A 17407-nucleotide genomic window follows, 5' to 3' on the forward strand; every position below is an offset into this window, starting at 1 on the left:
TGACCCCCTGCCCCCGCCGGAGAGTGGAGGCATGACCACCACCTTCATCACCGGGGCCAACAAGTCCCTCGGCTACGAGACCGCCCGCCGCCTCATCGAGGCGGGCCACACCGTCATCGTCGGCGCCCGCGACCCGCGGCGCGGCCAGGCGGCGGCCGACGCGCTCGGCGCGCGGTTCGTGCGGATCGACGTCACCGACGACGAGTCGGTGGCGGAGGCAGCCGCCGACGTCGCCGCCCACGAAGGCGCCATCGACGTCCTCATCAACAACGCGGGCGTCTTCGGCCCGCACGTCCCCGCCGACCAGCTCACCGCCGCCGACGCGAGCGACGTCTTCGGCGTCAACGTCGTCGGCGTCGTCCGCGTCACCCACGCCTTCCTGCCCCTGCTGCGCAAGTCCGCCCACCCCGTCATCGTCAACGTGTCCAGTGGCATGGGCTCCTTCACGCTCACCCACGACACGACGCGCGCCGAGGGCATCAACCACGCGCCCCTGTACACGGCGTCGAAGGCGGCGGTGACGATGCTGACCACGCAGTACGCCAAGTCGTGGCCGGAGGTCAAGGTCAACGCGGCCGACCCGGGCTACACGGCGACCGACTTCAACGGGCACAGCGGCCACCAGACGGTGACCGAGGGCACCGACGCGATCGTCGCCCTGGCCACCATCGGCCCCGACGGCCCCACCGGCACCTTCATCGACCGCGACGGCCCCATGCCCTGGTGACCCACCGCGCCCGCCGTTCCGCACGGCGGGCCTGCCCGGCGGACCGGAACCGGCGACGACCGCGCCTCGGGACCTGCCGCGCGAACGGCCCAGCACGCCGGAGGCGTCGCCCGGAAAGCCGCGGTGAGGGCGCGTCCTCACCGCGGCTCATGGCGTCACGCCGCCGGCAGCTCCGCCCGCGCCCCGGGCGCCGTCGTGTGCCGGATGTCGGCGCCCGCCTTCACCAGGTCCGCGACGAGGTCGCGGTAGCCGCGCGCCAGGTGGTGGTGGTTGCGCAGCGAGGTCCGGCCCGGTACCGCGAGCGCCGCGAGCAGCAGGACCGCGGCGGCGCGCAGGTCGGTGGCGTACAGGTCGGTGCCGGGCAGGTACGGCGGGCAGGGGCCGTCGACGCGCAGGATCGTGCCGTCGACCGCCGTCCGCATACCGAGCGCCGCCAGCTCCGGGGCGAAGCCGAAGCGGTGCTCCCAGACGGCCTCCCTGATGTAGGTGGGGCCTTCGGCGTACGCCGCGAGCAGGGCGAAGAAGGGCTGGCTGTCGCTGAACACGCCCCGCGACATGGCGGTGAACTCCACGGGCCGCAGCGGCTTCTCCATCGGGTGCACGGTCACCTCGTCGGCGGCGACGTCGACGCGTACCCCCATGCGGTCCAGCAGGTCGAACTCGGGCGCGAGCGCGTGGACCGCGCGGTCGATGCCAGGGCCGGTGACCGTCAGCGGCTCGTCCGCCAGCAGGACACCCGCGCAGATCCAGGTGACCACCTCGATCAGGTCCGGGATCAGCGTGACCTCGGCGGGACGGTTCAGCGCCTCCGGCCCCCGCCCGTGGACGACCCACGTCTCGGGCCCGGCGAACTCGATGTCGGCGCCGAGCTCGCGCAGCACGGTGACCAGGTCGGTGACGTCGGGCTTGAGGTACGGGTGGTGCAGGGTGGTCGTGCCGTGCGTGACCGCCCCCATCAGCAGCGCCGTCTTGACCGCCCCGCTGTAGCAGGGCCCGCTCATCAGCGCCTTGTTGCGCGTGTAGTCGAGCAGGTCGATGGTGCACGGCTTCAGCCGCTCGGCGGTGAGGTCCACCGAACCGTCCGCCGTGAGCCGGGTGGTGACGCCGAACCGCTCCATCACGTCCAGGAGATGCTCGACGGGCCTGCCCCGGGGGCCCTCGCCGATCGTGCAGCCGCCGCTCGCGGCCAGCCGGGCCGCGCCGCCCCGGGAGACGAGGGCGGGCAGCAGGTAGAGCGAGCCGTGGATACGGCCGACGAGCTCGGCCGGCAGCTCCGTGCGGTCCCAGGTGGACGCGTCGACGGTGAACGTCTCGGCCGGCCCGTCGTAGTGGGCGTGCGCGCCCGTGGTGCGGAAGATCTCGCCCAGCACCTCGGTCTCGACGATGTCCGGGCAGTTCGCGACGCGTACCGGTGCGCTCGCGGTGGCCGCCGCGGCCACGGTGGTGACCAGGGAGTGCTTGAACCCGGAGGTCCGGACGGACCCGGAGAGCCGGTTCCCGCCGTGGATCTCCAGCAGCGGTTCCCCGGGGGGAGCGGCTTCTCGCCGACGGTCCTGCATGGTGATACCTCCTGCGCTGGGGGGTGAAGGGTCGGGCGGAGCGGTCCGGCGCGGAATCGAGCGCAGCCACCGCCGCGCCTGTCCCGCGCTGGTCAGGTGGACGACGCTCAGGCCGGGGTGCAGAGCGAGGTAGGCGGCCGTCTCGGCGCGCCGGGTGGCGTGCTGGGACCAGGCCCAGCGCAGCGGGTGGTGCGGGTCGCGCAGCATCGACCGCCAGGTCTCCCGGTTGCCGTGCCACAGCTCCCGGCCGGTGGCGGCCCGGACCAGCGAGCGCCGCAGCACCCGGCGCATGACGGTCCGGCGGGGCAGGTCGAGCCACACGAACGTGTCGGCGCGCTCGCCGAGCAGGTCACCGACCACCCAGTGGTACTGGGCGTCGCAGATCCACGCCGGGGTCCGCGTGGCGCGCTCCACGTCGTCCGCGAACTCCGCGCGGCGGGTCCAGCCGGGCCCGTGGTAGAGCGCGTCCATCTCGATGTGCCGCAGGTCCAGCGCCCCGGCGAGGGCCCCGGCCAGCGTCGTCTTGCCCGCACCGGAGATCCCGCCGACGACGACCCGCCGCAGCTCTTCCCGGCCGGGCGGGTGACCCGGGCTCACCGGCCGGGTCGGCCTGGTCAGGAACCCGACCGACAGGGCCGTCCCCGCGCAGACGACGGCCAGGCCGAGCCACAGGGCGGCGTTCCCGCGCGCCAGCAGCGCCGTACCGGCCGCCGGGGCGATGGCGCCCGCGATGCCGAAGGACGTCTGGAAGGTCGCGTTGTAGCGGCCGGCGAGACCGGGCGGGGCGGCGGCGTTCGCCGTCGTCGTGACGACCGGGGCGAACAGGGCGTCGCCGAGCGTGCCGATCAGTGCCGCGCACAGGACGACCGCCGTCGTGGCCGGACCCGCCCAGCCGGACGGCGCCATGACGAGGACCGCCAGGGTGAAGAAGCCGGCCGCCAGGCGCAGCGCGCGCGAGGCGGGGACGCGCCGCGCGTAGGCGACGGCGGGCCGCCGGGCCACGGCCATCGCCACGCAGGCGACGGCGATCACCACCCCCGGCACCCACGACGGCTGCCCCAGCACCACGATGGCGACCACCGGCAGCATCGCCGTCAGGCAGTCGGAGACGAACGCCAGCAGCAGCGTCAGCAGGCACAGCCGCAGGAACCCGGGGTCGTCCCGCAGGTCGCGCCACCGCCACGCGCGCCCGTCGGCCGAGGGCTCGGCCCCGGGGACGGCCCGGACGTGCCGGCGCACCGTGAGCACCAGGCCCATGGCCGCCGCGTACGTCAGGCCGTTGGCGTACGCGACCAGGTGCAGTCCCGTACTGCTGCCGATCAGCAGGCCCCCGGCGGTCGCGCCGATCGCGCCGCCCACCGCCCAGCCGCTGACCTTCAGCACGCTCGCCGTGCTCAGCACGCCGATGAGTTCACCGGCCGGGACCAGCCGGGCCAGCAGCGGCGTGCTGGCCGTCCAGAACAGCCGGTCCGAGGCAGCCGCGACCACGGCGAGCACGCCGACCTGCCACGTCGCGGAGACGAGGGGGAACAGCGCGAACACCCCGGTGCGCACGGCGTAGCTCAGGGCCGCGCCGTTCGCCGGACCCCACCGGTCCACCAGCAGGCCGTTCACCGGCCCCGCGAGCAGGCCGAGGAGCCCGCCGACCGTCAGCGCGGCGCCGACGTGCGCCAGGGGGAGGTGCTGGCCCCGGGTGAAGAAGATCAGCGCGACCGGCGTCCACAGGCCGTTGCCCACGCAGTCGACGGTCAGCGCCACCAGGTAGGTGCGCTTGCCCGGCGTCTCCCGCTCCGCCGTCCACCGGGTCACGGGCGGACGAAGTGCACGAGCAGCGCCCGCCGGTCCACGGGGCAGGTGTCGGCGACCGGCGGGACGCCGTGCCAGGACCGGTCCGAGCGCACCAGGACGACGGACGTCCCGGTGGTCGGCGCCACCCGCTTCGCGCAGTCGGCCATGTCGGCGCTGCGCAGCAGCCGCAGATCACCGCTCCACCGCGCGTCCCACCCGTCGTTGAAGTAGAAGAGGTGGGTCACCGCCTTGTCCGGGCGGTCGGTGTGCGGCTCGATCCAGCAGCCCCGGGCGTAGCGGGTCATCCGGGCCTCGACCAGGCACGCGTCCAGGTCGACGCCGGTCAGCGCGGACAGCGCCGCACGGTAGGGCCGCGACACGACGTCCTCGACGAGCTGCTGCCAGCTCGCGGGAAGCGCGCCCACCTGGTCCCGGTCGACCGCGCCGGCGGTGACGAGGCTCCGGTTGAACATCCGGTACTGCTTGTCCGAGCGGTTCACGTCCGTACGCAGCGACTCCTCGAAGCCGGCGTCGCTGAACTCGCCGCGCAACCGCTCGGCGACGGCGTCCGTGACGAACGAGCGGGGGATCACGGCGTGGCCGAACGGGTCCTGTTCCAGCTCGGCCCGGCTGATGGTCTCGATGTCGACGAGGGACACGTCTTCTTCCTCACAGGTGGACTCACAGGTGAACGGGGTGGGTGAACGCGCCGGCGACCGTGCGCAGCCGGGTCTCCTCCCGGAGGCCGTGCAGCGTGAGCAGCCGGGCGACGCTGCCGTGTTCGGCTTCGATCCCGGCGATCAGCGAGCGCATCGTCGCCGCCGGGGTGGAGGTCCGCAGCCGCAGCTGCGCGAGGGAGTCCTCGCGGGTCCAGCCCGGGCGGGGATCGCCGCCGCGCAGGGCGCGGTAGGCGCGGGCGGTCAGGGCGTAGTCCCGGGCGACGTCCGCCGTCCGCACCCCGAGCGCCCGCAGGACCAGGCCGCTGACGACGCCGGTGCGGTCCTTGCCCATCGCGCAGCAGATGTAGACGGGCACCTCCGCGCCGTCGGCGAGCAGCTCCACGATCTCCGCCGCGACCGGCGCCGCCCTCGTCAGCATGTCGCGGTAGTTCGCGAGGTAGTCGCTGGGCAGGGGCCGCACATTGCCGCGGATACGGCTCATGTCGCCGGCCACGGGACGCGACAGCACGGTCGCCCCGGTGGCCTCGGGCCCCCGGTACTGCCGGCGCTCCTCCTCCAGGCGCAGATCGACGACGGTACGGATGCCCAGGCCGCCGAGGGCAGGCGCCGTCTCCGGCGACGGCGCGGGCCCCCGGACGAGGAGCCCCCGCCGCAGGTACCCCCCGCCGGGACCGCGCAGCCCGCCCAGGTCACGCACGTTCGGCAGGCCCGGGACCGCGATCCTCCGGGTGTCCATGCGGGGGTGCACGCGGGTGTTCGCGCGGGGACTCATGCCGCCTCCCCCCGGTACCAGTCGCCCAGGGCGGCGACGACCCGACGGACGACGGCCTCGTTCGCGACCGCGATACGCACCGCTGCGGGCAGCCCCGGCGCCCCGGACAGGTCCCGCACGACGATGCCCCGCTCCAGGAGGTACCGGCTCGCGGCCCCGGCGGCCGTCGCGTCGGGGACGTCCCAGGTCACGAAGTTCCCGCCGCTCGGCCGGGCCCGCCAGCCGGGCACCGCCCGCTCCACCTCGGCCGCGAACCGCTCCCGCAGCCGCCGCACGTCGGCCCAGATCCCGGTGAAGACGGCCTGCTCCTCCAGCGAACGCCGCAGCAGCGCCACCGCGAGCGCGGAGACCGGGCCCTCCGGGTCGAGGTCGAACAGGTGCCGGGCCGTCGCCGGGTGCGCGAGCGTCACCGCGATCCGGGCGCCCGACAGCCCGTACGACTTCGAGAACGTGTTGACGCGGACCACGTGCCGCAGCCCCGCGAGCCCGCGCACCGACTCCTCGCCGCCCTCGGTGAACGCCAGGTAGGCGGTGTCCACGACCAGCAGACTCCCGTGCTCGGCGACGGCCTCGGCCAGCTCGGCCAGCTCCTCCCTCCCGTGCACCTGCCCGGTGAAGCTGTGCGGGGTGGTGACGACGACGAACGCCGGCGCTCCCGCGCGCAGCCGCCGCGCCAGGTCACGCAGGTCGAACAGACCGGTCACCGGGTCCGGGGCGACCGGGTCGAGGACACAGCCCGAGATCGCCGCGAACTTCGCCCAGCCGTCGAAGTTCGGCTGGTGCAGGACGATCCGCGCCGCCTCGGGGAACGCCCGGGTCAGCAGGTTCAGCCCGGGATCGCTGCCCGCGGTGAGCACGAGGGAGCCGGCGTCCACCCCGAACCGGTCGGCCAGCAGGCCCTGGAGCGGACCCAGGATGGGGTAGGTCAGCACGTCGGCCGGGTCGAACGCGGCCAGCGTGGCCCGGTGCACCGCCGCCGCCCGGTCGTCGAGCAGCCCGCAGTTCTTGAGGTTGATCTCGTCGGGGACCCGGACGCGCCGGTTGCGGAACCGGCCGGCGCTCTCCCGCAGGAAGGGGGAACCCGCCCCGTCCCGCGCCGGCACGAGCGTCTCGTCCCTCATACCGGGCGCAGGGCCGGGCCGGCGGCGCGGGCGGGGATGTTCTCGAACACCTGCGTGACGTCCGGCTGGCTGCCGAAGACGATGTCGTAGCCGCGGCTCAGCTCGTCGTCGGTCAGCGCGTGGGTGCCCGGCACGAACAACTGCCGGTTGAACGCGGCCATCTCGTGGTCCTGGAGGTCGGGGCCCGCGAGCTCCCAGGGGGCGTACACGGTCGGCCGGGCCCGCCCGCCGCGCTCCTGGACCGCCTCGATGGTCCGCTCGGCGCCCTCGATCGTGGTGCCGGGCAGCCCGACGATGACGAAGCAGTTCAGCTCGATGCCCGACTCCGCGCACCAGGCCGAGAGCCGGTCGAGGTCCAGCGCGGACTTCTGCTTCGCCCGGGGCAGCAGCGCGCCCTCCTGCGGGTCGAGCGTCTCCAGACCGACGCTGATCCGCACGCAGCCGGCCTCACCCATCGACCGGATCATGCCCTCGCTGAGGTGGTGGACCGTCGTCGCGCACTTCCACGGATACGGGGACCCCCGGCCGGTCAGCTCCCGGCAGAGCTCCTCCATCCACTTCTTGTCCAGCGTGAACGTCGGCGCGTAGAACGCCACGTACTCGAACGGGGCCGCGGCGAACGACTCCTCGATGTACCGCAGCGTCCGCTCGACCGTGAGCCGCCGCTCCTTGCGCGTGTAGATCAGCGGCACCTCGCAGTAGGAGCAGCCGACCGGGCACCCGCGAGCCGCCGGGACGACCAGTTCGCGGCGGCGCGGGATGCCGCAGAACTTGTTGGCGTCGTCGAAGTAGAGGGCGTCGTAGTGGGCGTAGGGGATCTCGTCCGGCGTGGGCAGGTACCAGTCCTCCGCCGGGAGCAGGTCGCCGCGGCGCTGCGGAGCGGTCCAGGAGCCGTCGCGGCGCAGGTGCACCCCGGGCGCCTCGGTGGCCCGGCCGCGGAAGACCTCGATCGCGGCGCCGACACCGGCCTCGAAGTCGCCGTTCTCCACGATCGCGTCGATGTCGAAGCGCTCGAAGAAGCGGGGGTTGACCCCGGACAGCCGGCCGAACGTGATGACCGGGGCGTGCGGGTTCAGCGCCCGGGCGTAGGAGACGAGCCGGCGCAGACCGTCGATGCCGTCGAACTCGTTCATCACGGCGATCACGTCGTACCGCTCCTGGAAGAGCTTGCTGCCGACGTCCTTCCAGGTCAGCCGCTCGACACTGGCGTCGATCGCGGTCACCCGCGCGCCGGGGTAGACGGCGCGCAGGTGACCGGCGACCTGGTAGAGCGCGAGGTGGTGCCCCGCGTTGAAGTAGCTGAGCACCTGCGGGGGCCAGATCACGAGGATCTTCCGGGGCTCGTCCACGATCTTTCCCATGGGGGGTCCTTTCGGTTCCGGCACGGTGGGCGCAGGGCGCCGGACGGTCAGTTCTGCGGCCGGTACGCGGAGCCCGCGAGTTCGGTGTCCAGCCAGTACTCGATCTGGACCGTGATCCGCTCGGTCCCCTGCGGGTGCGCGATCTTCGAGACCGCGTGCCAGGACCTGTCGGTGGGCGGGAACGCGAGCAGCTGGCCGCCGACCGGGCTGATCTCCTCCGTCGGGCTCTCCTTGGGGGACGCGAAGATCTGGAACTGTCCGCCCGCCTCGATGGGCCAGTCCCGGTTCAGGTAGAGGATCACGGTGATCGCCTTGGTCGGCTTGTCCTTGTGCACCGACAGGTAGTCGCCGTTGCGGTGCGTGTAGAGGCCGATGCTGCGCTGGAGCCCGGCCAGTGCGATCCCGGTCGACTTCTCCAGCCAGGCCGTGAACTCGGGGCCGCGCAGGTCCTCCACGAGGTCGCGCCAGACCTCCGGCAGGCGCGGGAAGACCGGGGCGTCCTGTTCCAGGACGACGAGGTCCACGAGGTTCATCCGGTACTGCTTCTCGTGCTTCGGGTCCTCGACCGCGATCTTCGCGACGTCGGCGGTCGGCATGGTCGCGAGCAACTGCTCCAGTTGCCCGTCGTCGAGCAGGTCACGGCCGCGGAAGAGCTGGAACGGCTGGGTGCGTTCCTCCAGCGCCGAGTCGAGCGTCAGCACCACGGTGCCTCCTTGGAGTTGATCCGCTGGGAGTTGATCCGGGAAACCCGGGACGACCGGTCGGCCGCCGGGCATCGACCTGGCCACAGCCTGGCCGCGGACCCCTGCCGACCCCTTGTCGATCCGCTGCCCGCCCACTGCCGGTGACTTGCCGCCGCCGCCCCGCGGCAGCAAGGTCTCCGCAAACCGGCACGCCATCGCACGGCAAGCGGCCCGGCGACACTGACGGGGCAGCCCCGATACCCGAACCGGCACACCCCGCCGGCCGCCGAGAGGTGCGAGTCTTGATCAACCTGGACGTCCGGCTCGAAACGTGGGACCACCCCTTCCGGCACTTCCGCGGTGCCGGTCTGCTCTCCGCGCGCGACCTGGCCGGCCTCGGCGCCACCGCGCCGGACGCGGGCCTGTTCCGGCGGATCGACACCTCGACCGGTGACGTACGGCGCCGCTACCGCTCGTCCGTCCTGCCGTTCTCCGACAACAAGACCGGGATCACCCCCGACGACATCCCCCTGCCGGCGCCCTGGCGCGAACTGGTCACCGACCTGCTGTCCGACGAGTTCAGCGGCTGGCTCCGCCGCGAGACCGGCGTGGACACCGCCGGGCTCCACCGCCGGGCCGAGATCTACCACCACTACGACGGCGACTTCGAGGACCTCAGCGCCGGCAAACAGCACAAGAGGCTCGCCTTCGCCCTGCACCTCAACGAGCACTGGCCGGCCGACGGCGGCGGAGACCAGGAGTACTGGTCAGGCCCGGACAGGTCGGCCGGCCCCGCCTCGACGATGCCCCCGACGGGAGGCACCGCCTGGTTCTACTCGGCCTCGCCCTCGTCCTGGCACCAGATGACGCCGGTCGCCGAAGGGCGGGGCCTGGTACGGCAGTCGGTCTCCATGGCGTTCTTCGAGTAGCCCGCGAGCCCCGGCCCGAAAGCGACGGAAGCCGCCGCCCGAGCTGTCTCGGGCGGCGGCTTCCGTCGATGGCTCTCCTCGTCCCTCCCGCTCACTCCTCGTCGATCCGGATGGCCGCCGACGGGCACAGCTGGACCGCCTGCCGGACGGCCGGCCCGTCCGCCCCGGCCGGTTCCACCGTCAGCGGCGCGACCAGCCCCTCCTCGTCCTGGTCGAAGACGCCGGGCGCCACCAGGACGCACTGGGCGGCGCCCACGCACCGGCCCCTGTCCGCGATGACGCGCATCAGCAGTTCACCGGCACCTGGTAGATGCCGTAGATCCCGGCGTCGTCCTTGTACGGCAGGTCCCCGGCCGGCCCGGCCAGCGACAGGCCCGGCACCCGCCGCAGCAGCGTCTCGAACACGACCTCCAGCTCCACCCGGGCCAGGTTCTGCCCGAGGCACTGGTGGACGCCGTACCCGAAGGCGACGTGGTGGCGCGCGCCGCGCTCGAAGTCGAGCCGGTCCGGGTGGGCGAAGACCTCCTCGTCCCAGTCGGCGGCCAGGCCCGACACGACGATGCCCTCGTCCTTGCGGATGGTGACGCCGCCGATCTCGATGTCCTCGGTGGCGACCCGGGCGGGCGCGTTCTCCACGACGCTGAAGTAGCGCAGCATCTCCTCGATCGCCGGGGGCAGCAGCGCGGGGTCGGCCGCGATCCGCGCCCGGTGCTCCGGGTGCTCCAGCAGCGCGACCACGCCCAGCGAGATCATGTTCGCGGTGGTCTGGTGCCCGGCGATCAGCAGCATGACGGCGGTGCCGACGATCTCGTCGTGCGTCATCACCGGCGTCCGCCGGTTGCGCGCGATGAGCCGCCCGATCAGGTCGTCGGAGGGCTCGCCGCGCTCCTTCTCGGTCACGAGGTCCTCCAGGAACTCGTTGAGCGCGTCGGAGGCCGCGGCGCGCTCCCGCACGGGGACGGACCGGCTGACCAGCATGCCCGCCCACGTGTGGAACTCGCGGCGCCGCTCATGGGGCACGCCCAGCAGCTCGCAGATCACCAGCGACGGCACCGTCTCCGACACGTGCTCGACGAGGTCGGCGGGCTGCGGCGCGGCCAGCAGCTCGTCGATGCTCCGGTCGACGATCTCCTGGACGCGCGGGCGCAGGGCGGCGATCCGGCGCAGCGAGAACTCGCCGGTCAGGAGCTTGCGGTGGGCCCCGTGCTCGGCGCCGTCCAGGTGGATCATGGAGCGCCGGGTGCTGAGCCGGCGGACCCGCTCGGCCGCCCCGCGCTGCTCGGCGGTCAGCCTCCCAGGGAACGCCGGGTGCAGGCGGTCGGCGCTGACCCGCGGGTCGGCGAGCAGCTTGCGGGCCTGCTCGTGCCCGGTGACCAGCCAGGCGAGCTGGCCGTCGGGCATCCGGACCCGGCTGACCGGCTCCCGCCCGCGCAGCTCCCGGTACTCGGCGGGCGGGTGCATGGGGCACGCGCGGGCCATCGGGAACGACGGGGTGTCGTGGTCGAGGATCTCGGTCATGGGGTCCGTTCCCGTTCCTGTGCCGCCGCGCGAAGGGCGACCCGGTTGATCTTCCCGACGCCGATCATCGGCAGGGCGTCGACGATCCGCAGATCCTCGGGCAGTTTGTACGTGGCGATGCCGTGCTCGGCGAGGAAGCGGCGCAGGCCCAGCAGGGTCGGCTGTTTCCCCGGGTCGGCGGGGTCGGCGGGGACGGCGAAGACGCAGACCGTCTGCCCCCACACCGGGTGCGGCATGGCGACCGCCGCGACCGCCCGCAGCAGGGGGTGTTCCCCGAGGAGCGACTCGATCTCCCCGGCGGAGATCTTCTCCCCGCCCCGGTTGATGACGTCGCCGATCCGGCCCTCCACGACCAGGCCGCCCGAGGGGTGGCGGCGCGCCAGGTCGCCGGTGCGGTAGAAGCCGTCGGCGGTGAAGGCGCGCGCGTCGGCCTCGGGGGCCGCGTAGTACCCGGCGACCGTGTACGGCCCCCTGGTCAGCAGCTCCCCCACCGCGCCGGGAGCCACCTCCGTGCCGTCCTCGGCCACGACGCGGATCTCGTCGCCGGGCGAGGCGGGCCGGCCCTGGGTGTGGGTGATGACGTCGGCGGGGTCGTCCAGGGCGGTGTAGGTCAGCAGGCCCTCGCTCATGCCGTAGCACTGCTGCACCGTGCAGCCGAGCAGCTCCCGGGCGTCGGCTGCCGGGGCGGGCTCGAGACGGGCGCCGCCTGCCTGCATCACGCGCAGCGTCGTCGGCCCGCGGCCCCGCCGGCGGACCTCGTCCAGCCACTGGGCGACCAGCGCGGGCACCAGCGTCGTGTGCGTCACCCCCTCCCGGTCGACGAGGTCGAGGGCCGCCCCGGGATCTCCCGGCGAGCCCAGCACGATCCGCCCGCCGAAGGCCAGGACGCCCAGCATGCCGGGGCAGTTGAGGACGAAGCCGTGCGCCCCCGACATGACGGCGAGGTACACCGTGTCCGCCGAGAGACCGGCCCACCGGGCGGCCGTGCGGATCATGTAGCCGTAGCCCTCGTGGGCGCGCGCGATGGCCTTCGGCGGCCCGGTGGTCCCGCTGGACAGCAGGAAGACGGCGGGCTCGTCGGCCAGCGGCGGCCCCAGGTCGGGCAGGGGCTTCGCCCCGGGGTCCGGACGGCACAGCGCGACGAGGTCCTCGGTGCCGTCGGGAACGGTGTCCGAGGCGCGGTCGGCGACCAGGACGTGCCGGATGTCCGGGCAGCTCTCCTGGAGCTCCCGCGCCAGCGCGACATGGTCGAAGCGCTGCCAGCGGCGCGGTACGGCCACGGCCGTGGGCCGGGTCGCCGCCACCACCGCGAGCAGCTCGCGGCGGCGCAGCGTGGGCACCGCCATGACCGGGTGCGCGCCCAGCCGCATCAGCGCCAGCGGCAGGACGACCAGCTCCAGGTCGTTGGGGAGCTGGACGAGTACGCGGTCCCCGCGCGCGATCCCGAGGGCGGCCAGCCGGGCGGCGGCGCCGGTGACGGCGTCCGCCAGCTCGCGCCGGGTCAGCCGGCCGCCGGGGCCCCGGACGGCCTCCTTGCCGGGGTCGTCGTCCACATGGCGCAGCGCCAGCCGGTCGACCCGCTCGGGCAGCCACCAGCCGCGGTCGCGGTACTCCCGGGCGCGGTCCGGCGGGACGCGCGGAAGCCCGGGATCATCGGGGCGGAACGGATTCACGTCCTGTCACCTGCCTGGGCCGGCTGGAGGGCGAGCCGTGAGATGTCGTACGGGGTGGCGTCGTCCATGGCGAGGTCGGCGCAGATCCGGCCGAAGAGCGGGACGAACTTGAACGCCCAGCCCGCGCCGTACACGACGAGCCGTTCCCCGTGCGGCATCAGGTCGCGGGCGGTGCCGAGGAAGAACTGCCGTTCGGTGTCCGTGGGCAGCACGGCCAGGCAGGTCGAGGTCCGGGCCGGGTCGGGGTCGACGTGGGGCGCGTGGTCGCGCAGCCAGCCCGACAGGCGCCGCATCTGGCGCCGGTCGGCGACGCCCGTGGCCGCCGACGGGTGGTCGAGCGCGTCCACCTCGAAGATCGGCCCGCAGCGCACGAACTCGCCGGGCGCCCACGGGTTGTGGCCGAACCCGTAGAACAGGTTGGTGTCCTTCGGCGTCGGCTGCTGGAAGGCGAACCAGAACGGCGACCCGGCCACCGACCCGGCCACCGGGGCGGCCTGCCGGTAGGTGGCGATCGCCATCTCGTACACCGAGTACGCGAGCCGCGCGCCCAGCGGCTCCAGCAGGTCGTTGGTGTAGGGGCCGCAGGCCAGCACGGCCTTGCCGGCCCGGTAGGTGCCCCGGTCGGTGGTGACGGTCACGCCGTTCCCGTCCGGCACGAGCGCCGTCACCGCCTCCCCGGCGCGCAGGGTGCAGCCGGCCGCCTGGGCGAGGGTGAAGAGGGCCGACAGGGTTCCCCTGACGTCGATGGTCCCGCCGTCGGGCTGGAGGAACCCCTCGTAGTCCCGGGGCAGGTTGCGGAACCCGAACCGCCGCTCGATGTCGGTGGCCTTGAGCCACTCGTAGCGCACCGAGAGCTTGTCCATCATCTCGGCGGTGCCCGATATCTGGCCCTCGTTGGTGACCACGTCGGTGTCCCCGAACCAGAGGCTGCCGATCTCGTGGATGAGCCGGCGCTCGCACCGGCTCTCCAGCGCCCGCCACAGCGGAAGGGTCTCCAGCGTGAGGCGGAACAGGTCCTCCTCGGTGTACTGGAGGCGCCAGTGGCGTTCGGCGCCGCTCGTCCCCGCGGTCTCGTTGAAGAACGTGTGCCGCTCCAGGACCAGGACCCGCAGGCCGCGCCCGGCCGCCTCCCAGGCGCTGGCCAGGCCGATGGGCCCGCCGCCCACGACCACCACGTCGTACGACTCCGTCATGCCCGGGCCTCCTCGTAGTCCGGCGTTCCGTCCCCGCCCGCGCCCCGCCGTCCGGTGAGCGCGGACTTCAGGGCCAGCACCAGGTGCTCGACCTGGCCGTCGGTCATCGACGGGTAGCAGGGCAGGTTGACCTGCTCGTGGAACCAGACCCGTTCGGTGACCGGACACTCCCCGAGCCGGTGGCCCCGGCCCCGCCACTCCGGGCGCAGATGCAGCGGGAAGTAGCGCACCTGCACCTGGACCCCGGCGTCCTCCAGGGCGCGGATGACGTCGTCGCGGCTCGCGCCCTGGCCCGGCCGGACGAAGAAGGTGAAAAGGTGGTAGGGGTGGTGGACGTCCTCGGGCACCCCGGCCAGCCGCACCTGCGGGAACTCCGCCAGCGTCTGCGCGAGCCGGCCGGCGATCCACCGCCGCCGCTCCACCAGCTCCCCGAGCCGCTCCAGCTGGACGAGCCCGACGGCCGCCCCGGCCTCGCTGAGCGTGGCGTTGCCGCCGGGGTGGCGGACGCGCAGGCACTCGTTCTCGTACGAGTCGCCCGCCCACATCATCCAGGGCTCGGCGCGGTCGTAAGGACCGGCCCGCAGGGGGGACGGGACGAAGGTCCCGTCGGCGGCGTTGGAGCGGATGCGGTCGACGCGCTCGGCCCACTCCGGGTCGCCGAAGGTGAGCATGCCGCCCTCGCCGAGGGTCGTGATGTTCTTGCTGGAGTGGAAGCTGAAGCACCCGATGTCGCCGAGGACGCCGGGCCGCCGGCCCCGGTAGAGGGCGCCCAGCGCGTGGGCGCAGTCCTCGATCACCCGGACGCCGTGCCGCCGGGCCACCCGCATGATCTCGTCCATCCGGGCCGGCCGGCCGCCGTAGTGGACCAGGATCAGGGCCCTGGTGCGCGGGGTGATCAGCGACTCGAACGAGGCGGGGTCCACGTTCAGGGTGTCCGGCTCCACGTCGCAGAAGCGGACGGTCACGTCGTGGGCCAGCAGCGGGTCGGCGGTGGCCTTGAAGGTCTGCGGCGTCACGATGACCTCGTCGCCGGGGGCGAGGTCCAGCAGGTGCACGGCGAGCGCGACGGCGACGGTGCCGCTGGTGACGGTCATCGCGTACCGGCTGCCGATGTGCTCGCGCATCGCCTGCTCGAACGCGTCCCGCCACCGCCCCTGCGAGAGGCTCTCGCCGGACCGGACGACGCTGTCCAGCGCCGCCAGTTCGGCGTCCCCGAGGATGCTGCCCACGGAGGGGGCCGGGACGAAGTACCGGGAGTTCTCGTTCACGCTCAGCACGGCCCGGTCCCGCCGCCCGCGAGGCCGTCCCTGTCCCGGGCGGCGCGCAGGGCCAGCGCCACCTCCACGATCAGGTCCTCCTGGCCCGCGACCACCTGACGCCGGCCGAGCTCGAAGAAGACGTCGCGCGGGTCGACGCCTTCCCGCGCGGCGATGTCCAGCACCGGTTTCTTGAACCCCGAGAACACGCCGGACAGCCCGCTGACGATGGACACGGAGTCGATGGCGGGCGGCGCCGGCATCAGCTCCCGCTCGGCGAGGTCCGCGGCGTCCAGGAGCCGGTACAGGTCGATGCCCGTCCGGAACCCCAGCCGCTCCAGCACCGGCACCAGCACCTCAAGCTGGGTGTTGCCGGCGCCCGCGCCGAAGCCCCGCGCACACGCGTCGAGGATGCCCGCGCCCGCCTGTGCCGCCGCGACCGAGTTCGCCACGGCCATCCCGAGGTTGTTGTGCCCGTGGAACATCACCGGCACGTCGACGGCCGCGCAGATGGCCTCGATACGCGCCGTGACGTCCGAGGGCAGGAAGTAGCCCGAGGAGTCGAGGATGCCGACGCCGGTGGCGCCGAACCCGACCAGGCGCGCGCACTCCTCGGCGAGCTGGCCGGGGCTCGCCATGTGCGTCATCAGCAGGATGCCGTGCGCCTCCACGCCCTCGTCGCGCAGGAAGCCGAGGTGGCGCTCGGCGACGCTCGCCTCGGTGCAGTGCGTCGCGATGCGCACCAGGTCGACCTTGTACGCGAGGGCGTTCTTGAGGTCCTGGGTCGTGGCCCAGCCCGGGAACATGAGCACGCCCAGCTTGCTGGTCGTCAGGGTCTCCCGGGCGATCGACATCATCTCGTCGTCGCTGAGGCGGGCCCGGCCGACCTGGAGGGACGAGGCGGCCAGCCCGTTGCCGTGGCCGACCTCGACCACCGGGACCGACGCGGCGTCCGCCGCCTTCAGGTAGGCGCGGAACTGCTCGGCGCCCAGGCTGTGCCGCACGGCGTGCTGGCCGTCGCGCAGCGTCGGGTCGTGGATCAGGATCGGCCTGCCCGCTTCCTGGCTCATGCCGTCTCCCCGCCCGCCGGCGCGAGGAGGTCCGCCGCGTAGCACTCGGCGGCCTGGATCGCGGCGGAGTTGATGATGTCGAGGTTCCCGGCGTAGGAGGGCAAGTGGTCCCCGGACGACGTGACCTCCACGGAGACGAAGGCCGTGGAGTCGTTGACGGTGCACACGCTCACGTCGAACCCCTTGACGTAGGAGCGGATCTCCTCGGCGGCCCCGGCCACCAGCGAGCGCACCGACGCCGTGGTGAGGTCCTTGCCCACCAGGTACATCGCGACCCTGAAGGTGGCCGCGGGCCGCGCCGGGCTGATGTTGACGAGCGCCTTCACGTCCTCGACGCCGGTGAACCAGCGGATCGCGTCCTGCGTCGTGCGCACGTACTCGTCGAGGTTCAGGCGCGAGGCGCGGCCCACGCTCAAGGTCGCGGCCGTGGTCACGACCTCGATGCGGTCGATCTCGTGCTCCCGCGCAATCGCGTGCAGGACCGGCACGCACGCCTGCCCGCCGCAGGTCACCATGGAGATGTCCCGGTGGGAGCCGATGTCCGCCCGGTTGACGGTCGGGACGATCATCTGCCCGACCCGGCTGGGCGTCAGGTCGACGATCATCGCGCCGGATGCCGCGAGCCGCTCCGCGTGCTCGGCGTGGCAGGACGCGTTGGTCGCGTCGAACACCACGTCGAACTCCTCCCCGGCGTCGACGAGGGACTGGATGCCCCCGGTCGCGACCGGCAGACCGCGCCGCGCCGCGCGCCGCAGCCCTGGAGCGGCGTCGTGCCGGCCCGCGACGAGCCGCAGGTCGAGGCGGTCCGAACGCATGATCTTGGTCGCCAGGTCCATACCGATGAGCCCGGCGCCGAGTATCGATACGGACAGCCGTCCAGTTGCTTGCATGGGCAGTCGCCTTTCCGTCAAGGTGCGGCGTGCTCCGGCCCGGGGCCGGTCGCGGGGGCCGGATACGGGGCTCCCACGAGCAGCAGCCTGGGCCCGTGACCTTGCCGACGGCTCGCCGTCGCGCTGACCGGGCGGCGCCGCGGGCAGGGCAAGCGAGGCGGCGAGGCCCTTGCAGGGACGCGGAGCC

Annotated in this window: 15 protein-coding genes; 2 read left to right on the forward strand and 13 right to left on the reverse strand. The window is 73.7% G+C overall.

Translation table 11 applies throughout. The features are described 5' to 3' along the window. The first annotated feature begins 31 nt into the window (after positions 1–31). Positions 32–727, forward strand: coding sequence for an SDR family NAD(P)-dependent oxidoreductase (locus PV682_RS04560; protein WP_319724267.1), 696 nt, complete (start codon positions 32–34; stop codon positions 725–727). 155 nt (positions 728–882) lie between these two features. On the opposite strand, the gene PV682_RS04565 is transcribed toward PV682_RS04560, so the two are convergent. Genes PV682_RS04565 through PV682_RS04590 form a run of 6 tightly spaced genes read right to left on the reverse strand, consistent with a single transcriptional unit; the run spans position 883 to position 8712 of the window. Then, a complete protein-coding gene (locus PV682_RS04565) occupies positions 883–4095 on the reverse strand; it encodes an MFS transporter (protein WP_319724268.1) in 3213 nt (1070 codons plus the stop codon). Beyond that, on the reverse strand, positions 4092–4733 hold the full coding sequence (locus PV682_RS04570; protein WP_319724271.1) for a prolyl hydroxylase family protein: 642 nt from the start codon (positions 4731–4733) through the stop codon (positions 4092–4094). Before PV682_RS04570 ends, PV682_RS04565 begins: the two co-directional genes overlap by 4 nt. Before the next feature lie 22 nt (positions 4734–4755). Then, positions 4756–5526: a tyrosine-protein phosphatase gene (locus tag PV682_RS04575; RefSeq protein WP_319724273.1), complete on the reverse strand. Its 771-nt coding sequence runs from the start codon at positions 5524–5526 to the stop codon at positions 4756–4758. After that, positions 5523–6647: an aminotransferase class I/II-fold pyridoxal phosphate-dependent enzyme gene (locus PV682_RS04580; protein WP_319724275.1), complete on the reverse strand. Its 1125-nt coding sequence runs from the start codon at positions 6645–6647 to the stop codon at positions 5523–5525. Before PV682_RS04580 ends, PV682_RS04575 begins: the two co-directional genes overlap by 4 nt. Then, positions 6644–8008, reverse strand: a complete 1365-nt coding sequence (locus tag PV682_RS04585) for a B12-binding domain-containing radical SAM protein (protein ID WP_319724277.1) — start codon at positions 8006–8008, stop codon at positions 6644–6646. The genes PV682_RS04580 and PV682_RS04585 overlap by 4 nt, the downstream gene beginning before the upstream one ends. Positions 8009–8055: 47 nt before the next feature. Beyond that, on the reverse strand, positions 8056–8712 hold the full coding sequence (locus PV682_RS04590; RefSeq protein WP_319724279.1) for a 2OG-Fe(II) oxygenase: 657 nt from the start codon (positions 8710–8712) through the stop codon (positions 8056–8058). A gap of 281 nt (positions 8713–8993) precedes the next feature. Here PV682_RS04590 and PV682_RS04595 point away from each other — a divergent pair, with 281 nt between their 5' ends. Further along, positions 8994–9620, forward strand: a complete 627-nt coding sequence (locus PV682_RS04595; RefSeq protein WP_319724281.1) for a 2OG-Fe(II) oxygenase — start codon at positions 8994–8996, stop codon at positions 9618–9620. Positions 9621–9711: 91 nt separating this feature from the next. Here PV682_RS04595 and PV682_RS04600 read toward each other — a convergent pair whose 3' ends face one another. The 7 genes from PV682_RS04600 to PV682_RS04630 are packed head-to-tail and all read right to left on the reverse strand — an operon-like array spanning position 9712 to position 17220. After that, positions 9712–9906, reverse strand: a complete 195-nt coding sequence (locus PV682_RS04600; RefSeq protein ID WP_319724283.1) for a ferredoxin — start codon at positions 9904–9906, stop codon at positions 9712–9714. Then, complete coding sequence (locus tag PV682_RS04605) at positions 9906–11138, reverse strand: cytochrome P450 (RefSeq protein WP_319724293.1); 1233 nt, start codon at positions 11136–11138, stop codon at positions 9906–9908. Before PV682_RS04605 ends, PV682_RS04600 begins: the two co-directional genes overlap by 1 nt. Further along, complete coding sequence (locus PV682_RS04610; RefSeq protein ID WP_319724295.1) at positions 11135–12811, reverse strand: AMP-binding protein; 1677 nt, start codon at positions 12809–12811, stop codon at positions 11135–11137. The genes PV682_RS04605 and PV682_RS04610 overlap by 4 nt, the downstream gene beginning before the upstream one ends. Then, a complete protein-coding gene (locus tag PV682_RS04615; protein WP_319724297.1) occupies positions 12808–14004 on the reverse strand; it encodes an FAD-dependent oxidoreductase in 1197 nt (398 codons plus the stop codon). Before PV682_RS04615 ends, PV682_RS04610 begins: the two co-directional genes overlap by 4 nt. Beyond that, on the reverse strand, positions 14001–15281 hold the full coding sequence (locus PV682_RS04620; RefSeq protein ID WP_319724299.1) for a DegT/DnrJ/EryC1/StrS aminotransferase family protein: 1281 nt from the start codon (positions 15279–15281) through the stop codon (positions 14001–14003). The genes PV682_RS04615 and PV682_RS04620 overlap by 4 nt, the downstream gene beginning before the upstream one ends. After that, on the reverse strand, positions 15275–16330 hold the full coding sequence (gene dmpG, locus PV682_RS04625) for a 4-hydroxy-2-oxovalerate aldolase (RefSeq protein WP_319724301.1): 1056 nt from the start codon (positions 16328–16330) through the stop codon (positions 15275–15277). The genes PV682_RS04620 and dmpG overlap by 7 nt, the downstream gene beginning before the upstream one ends. Further along, a complete protein-coding gene (locus PV682_RS04630; protein ID WP_319724304.1) occupies positions 16327–17220 on the reverse strand; it encodes an acetylating acetaldehyde dehydrogenase in 894 nt (297 codons plus the stop codon). Before PV682_RS04630 ends, dmpG begins: the two co-directional genes overlap by 4 nt. Positions 17221–17407: the final 187 nt, after the last annotated feature.

This window comes from Streptomyces niveiscabiei (assembly GCF_033794345.1).
Lineage (GTDB): Bacteria > Actinomycetota > Actinomycetes > Streptomycetales > Streptomycetaceae > Streptomyces > Streptomyces niveiscabiei.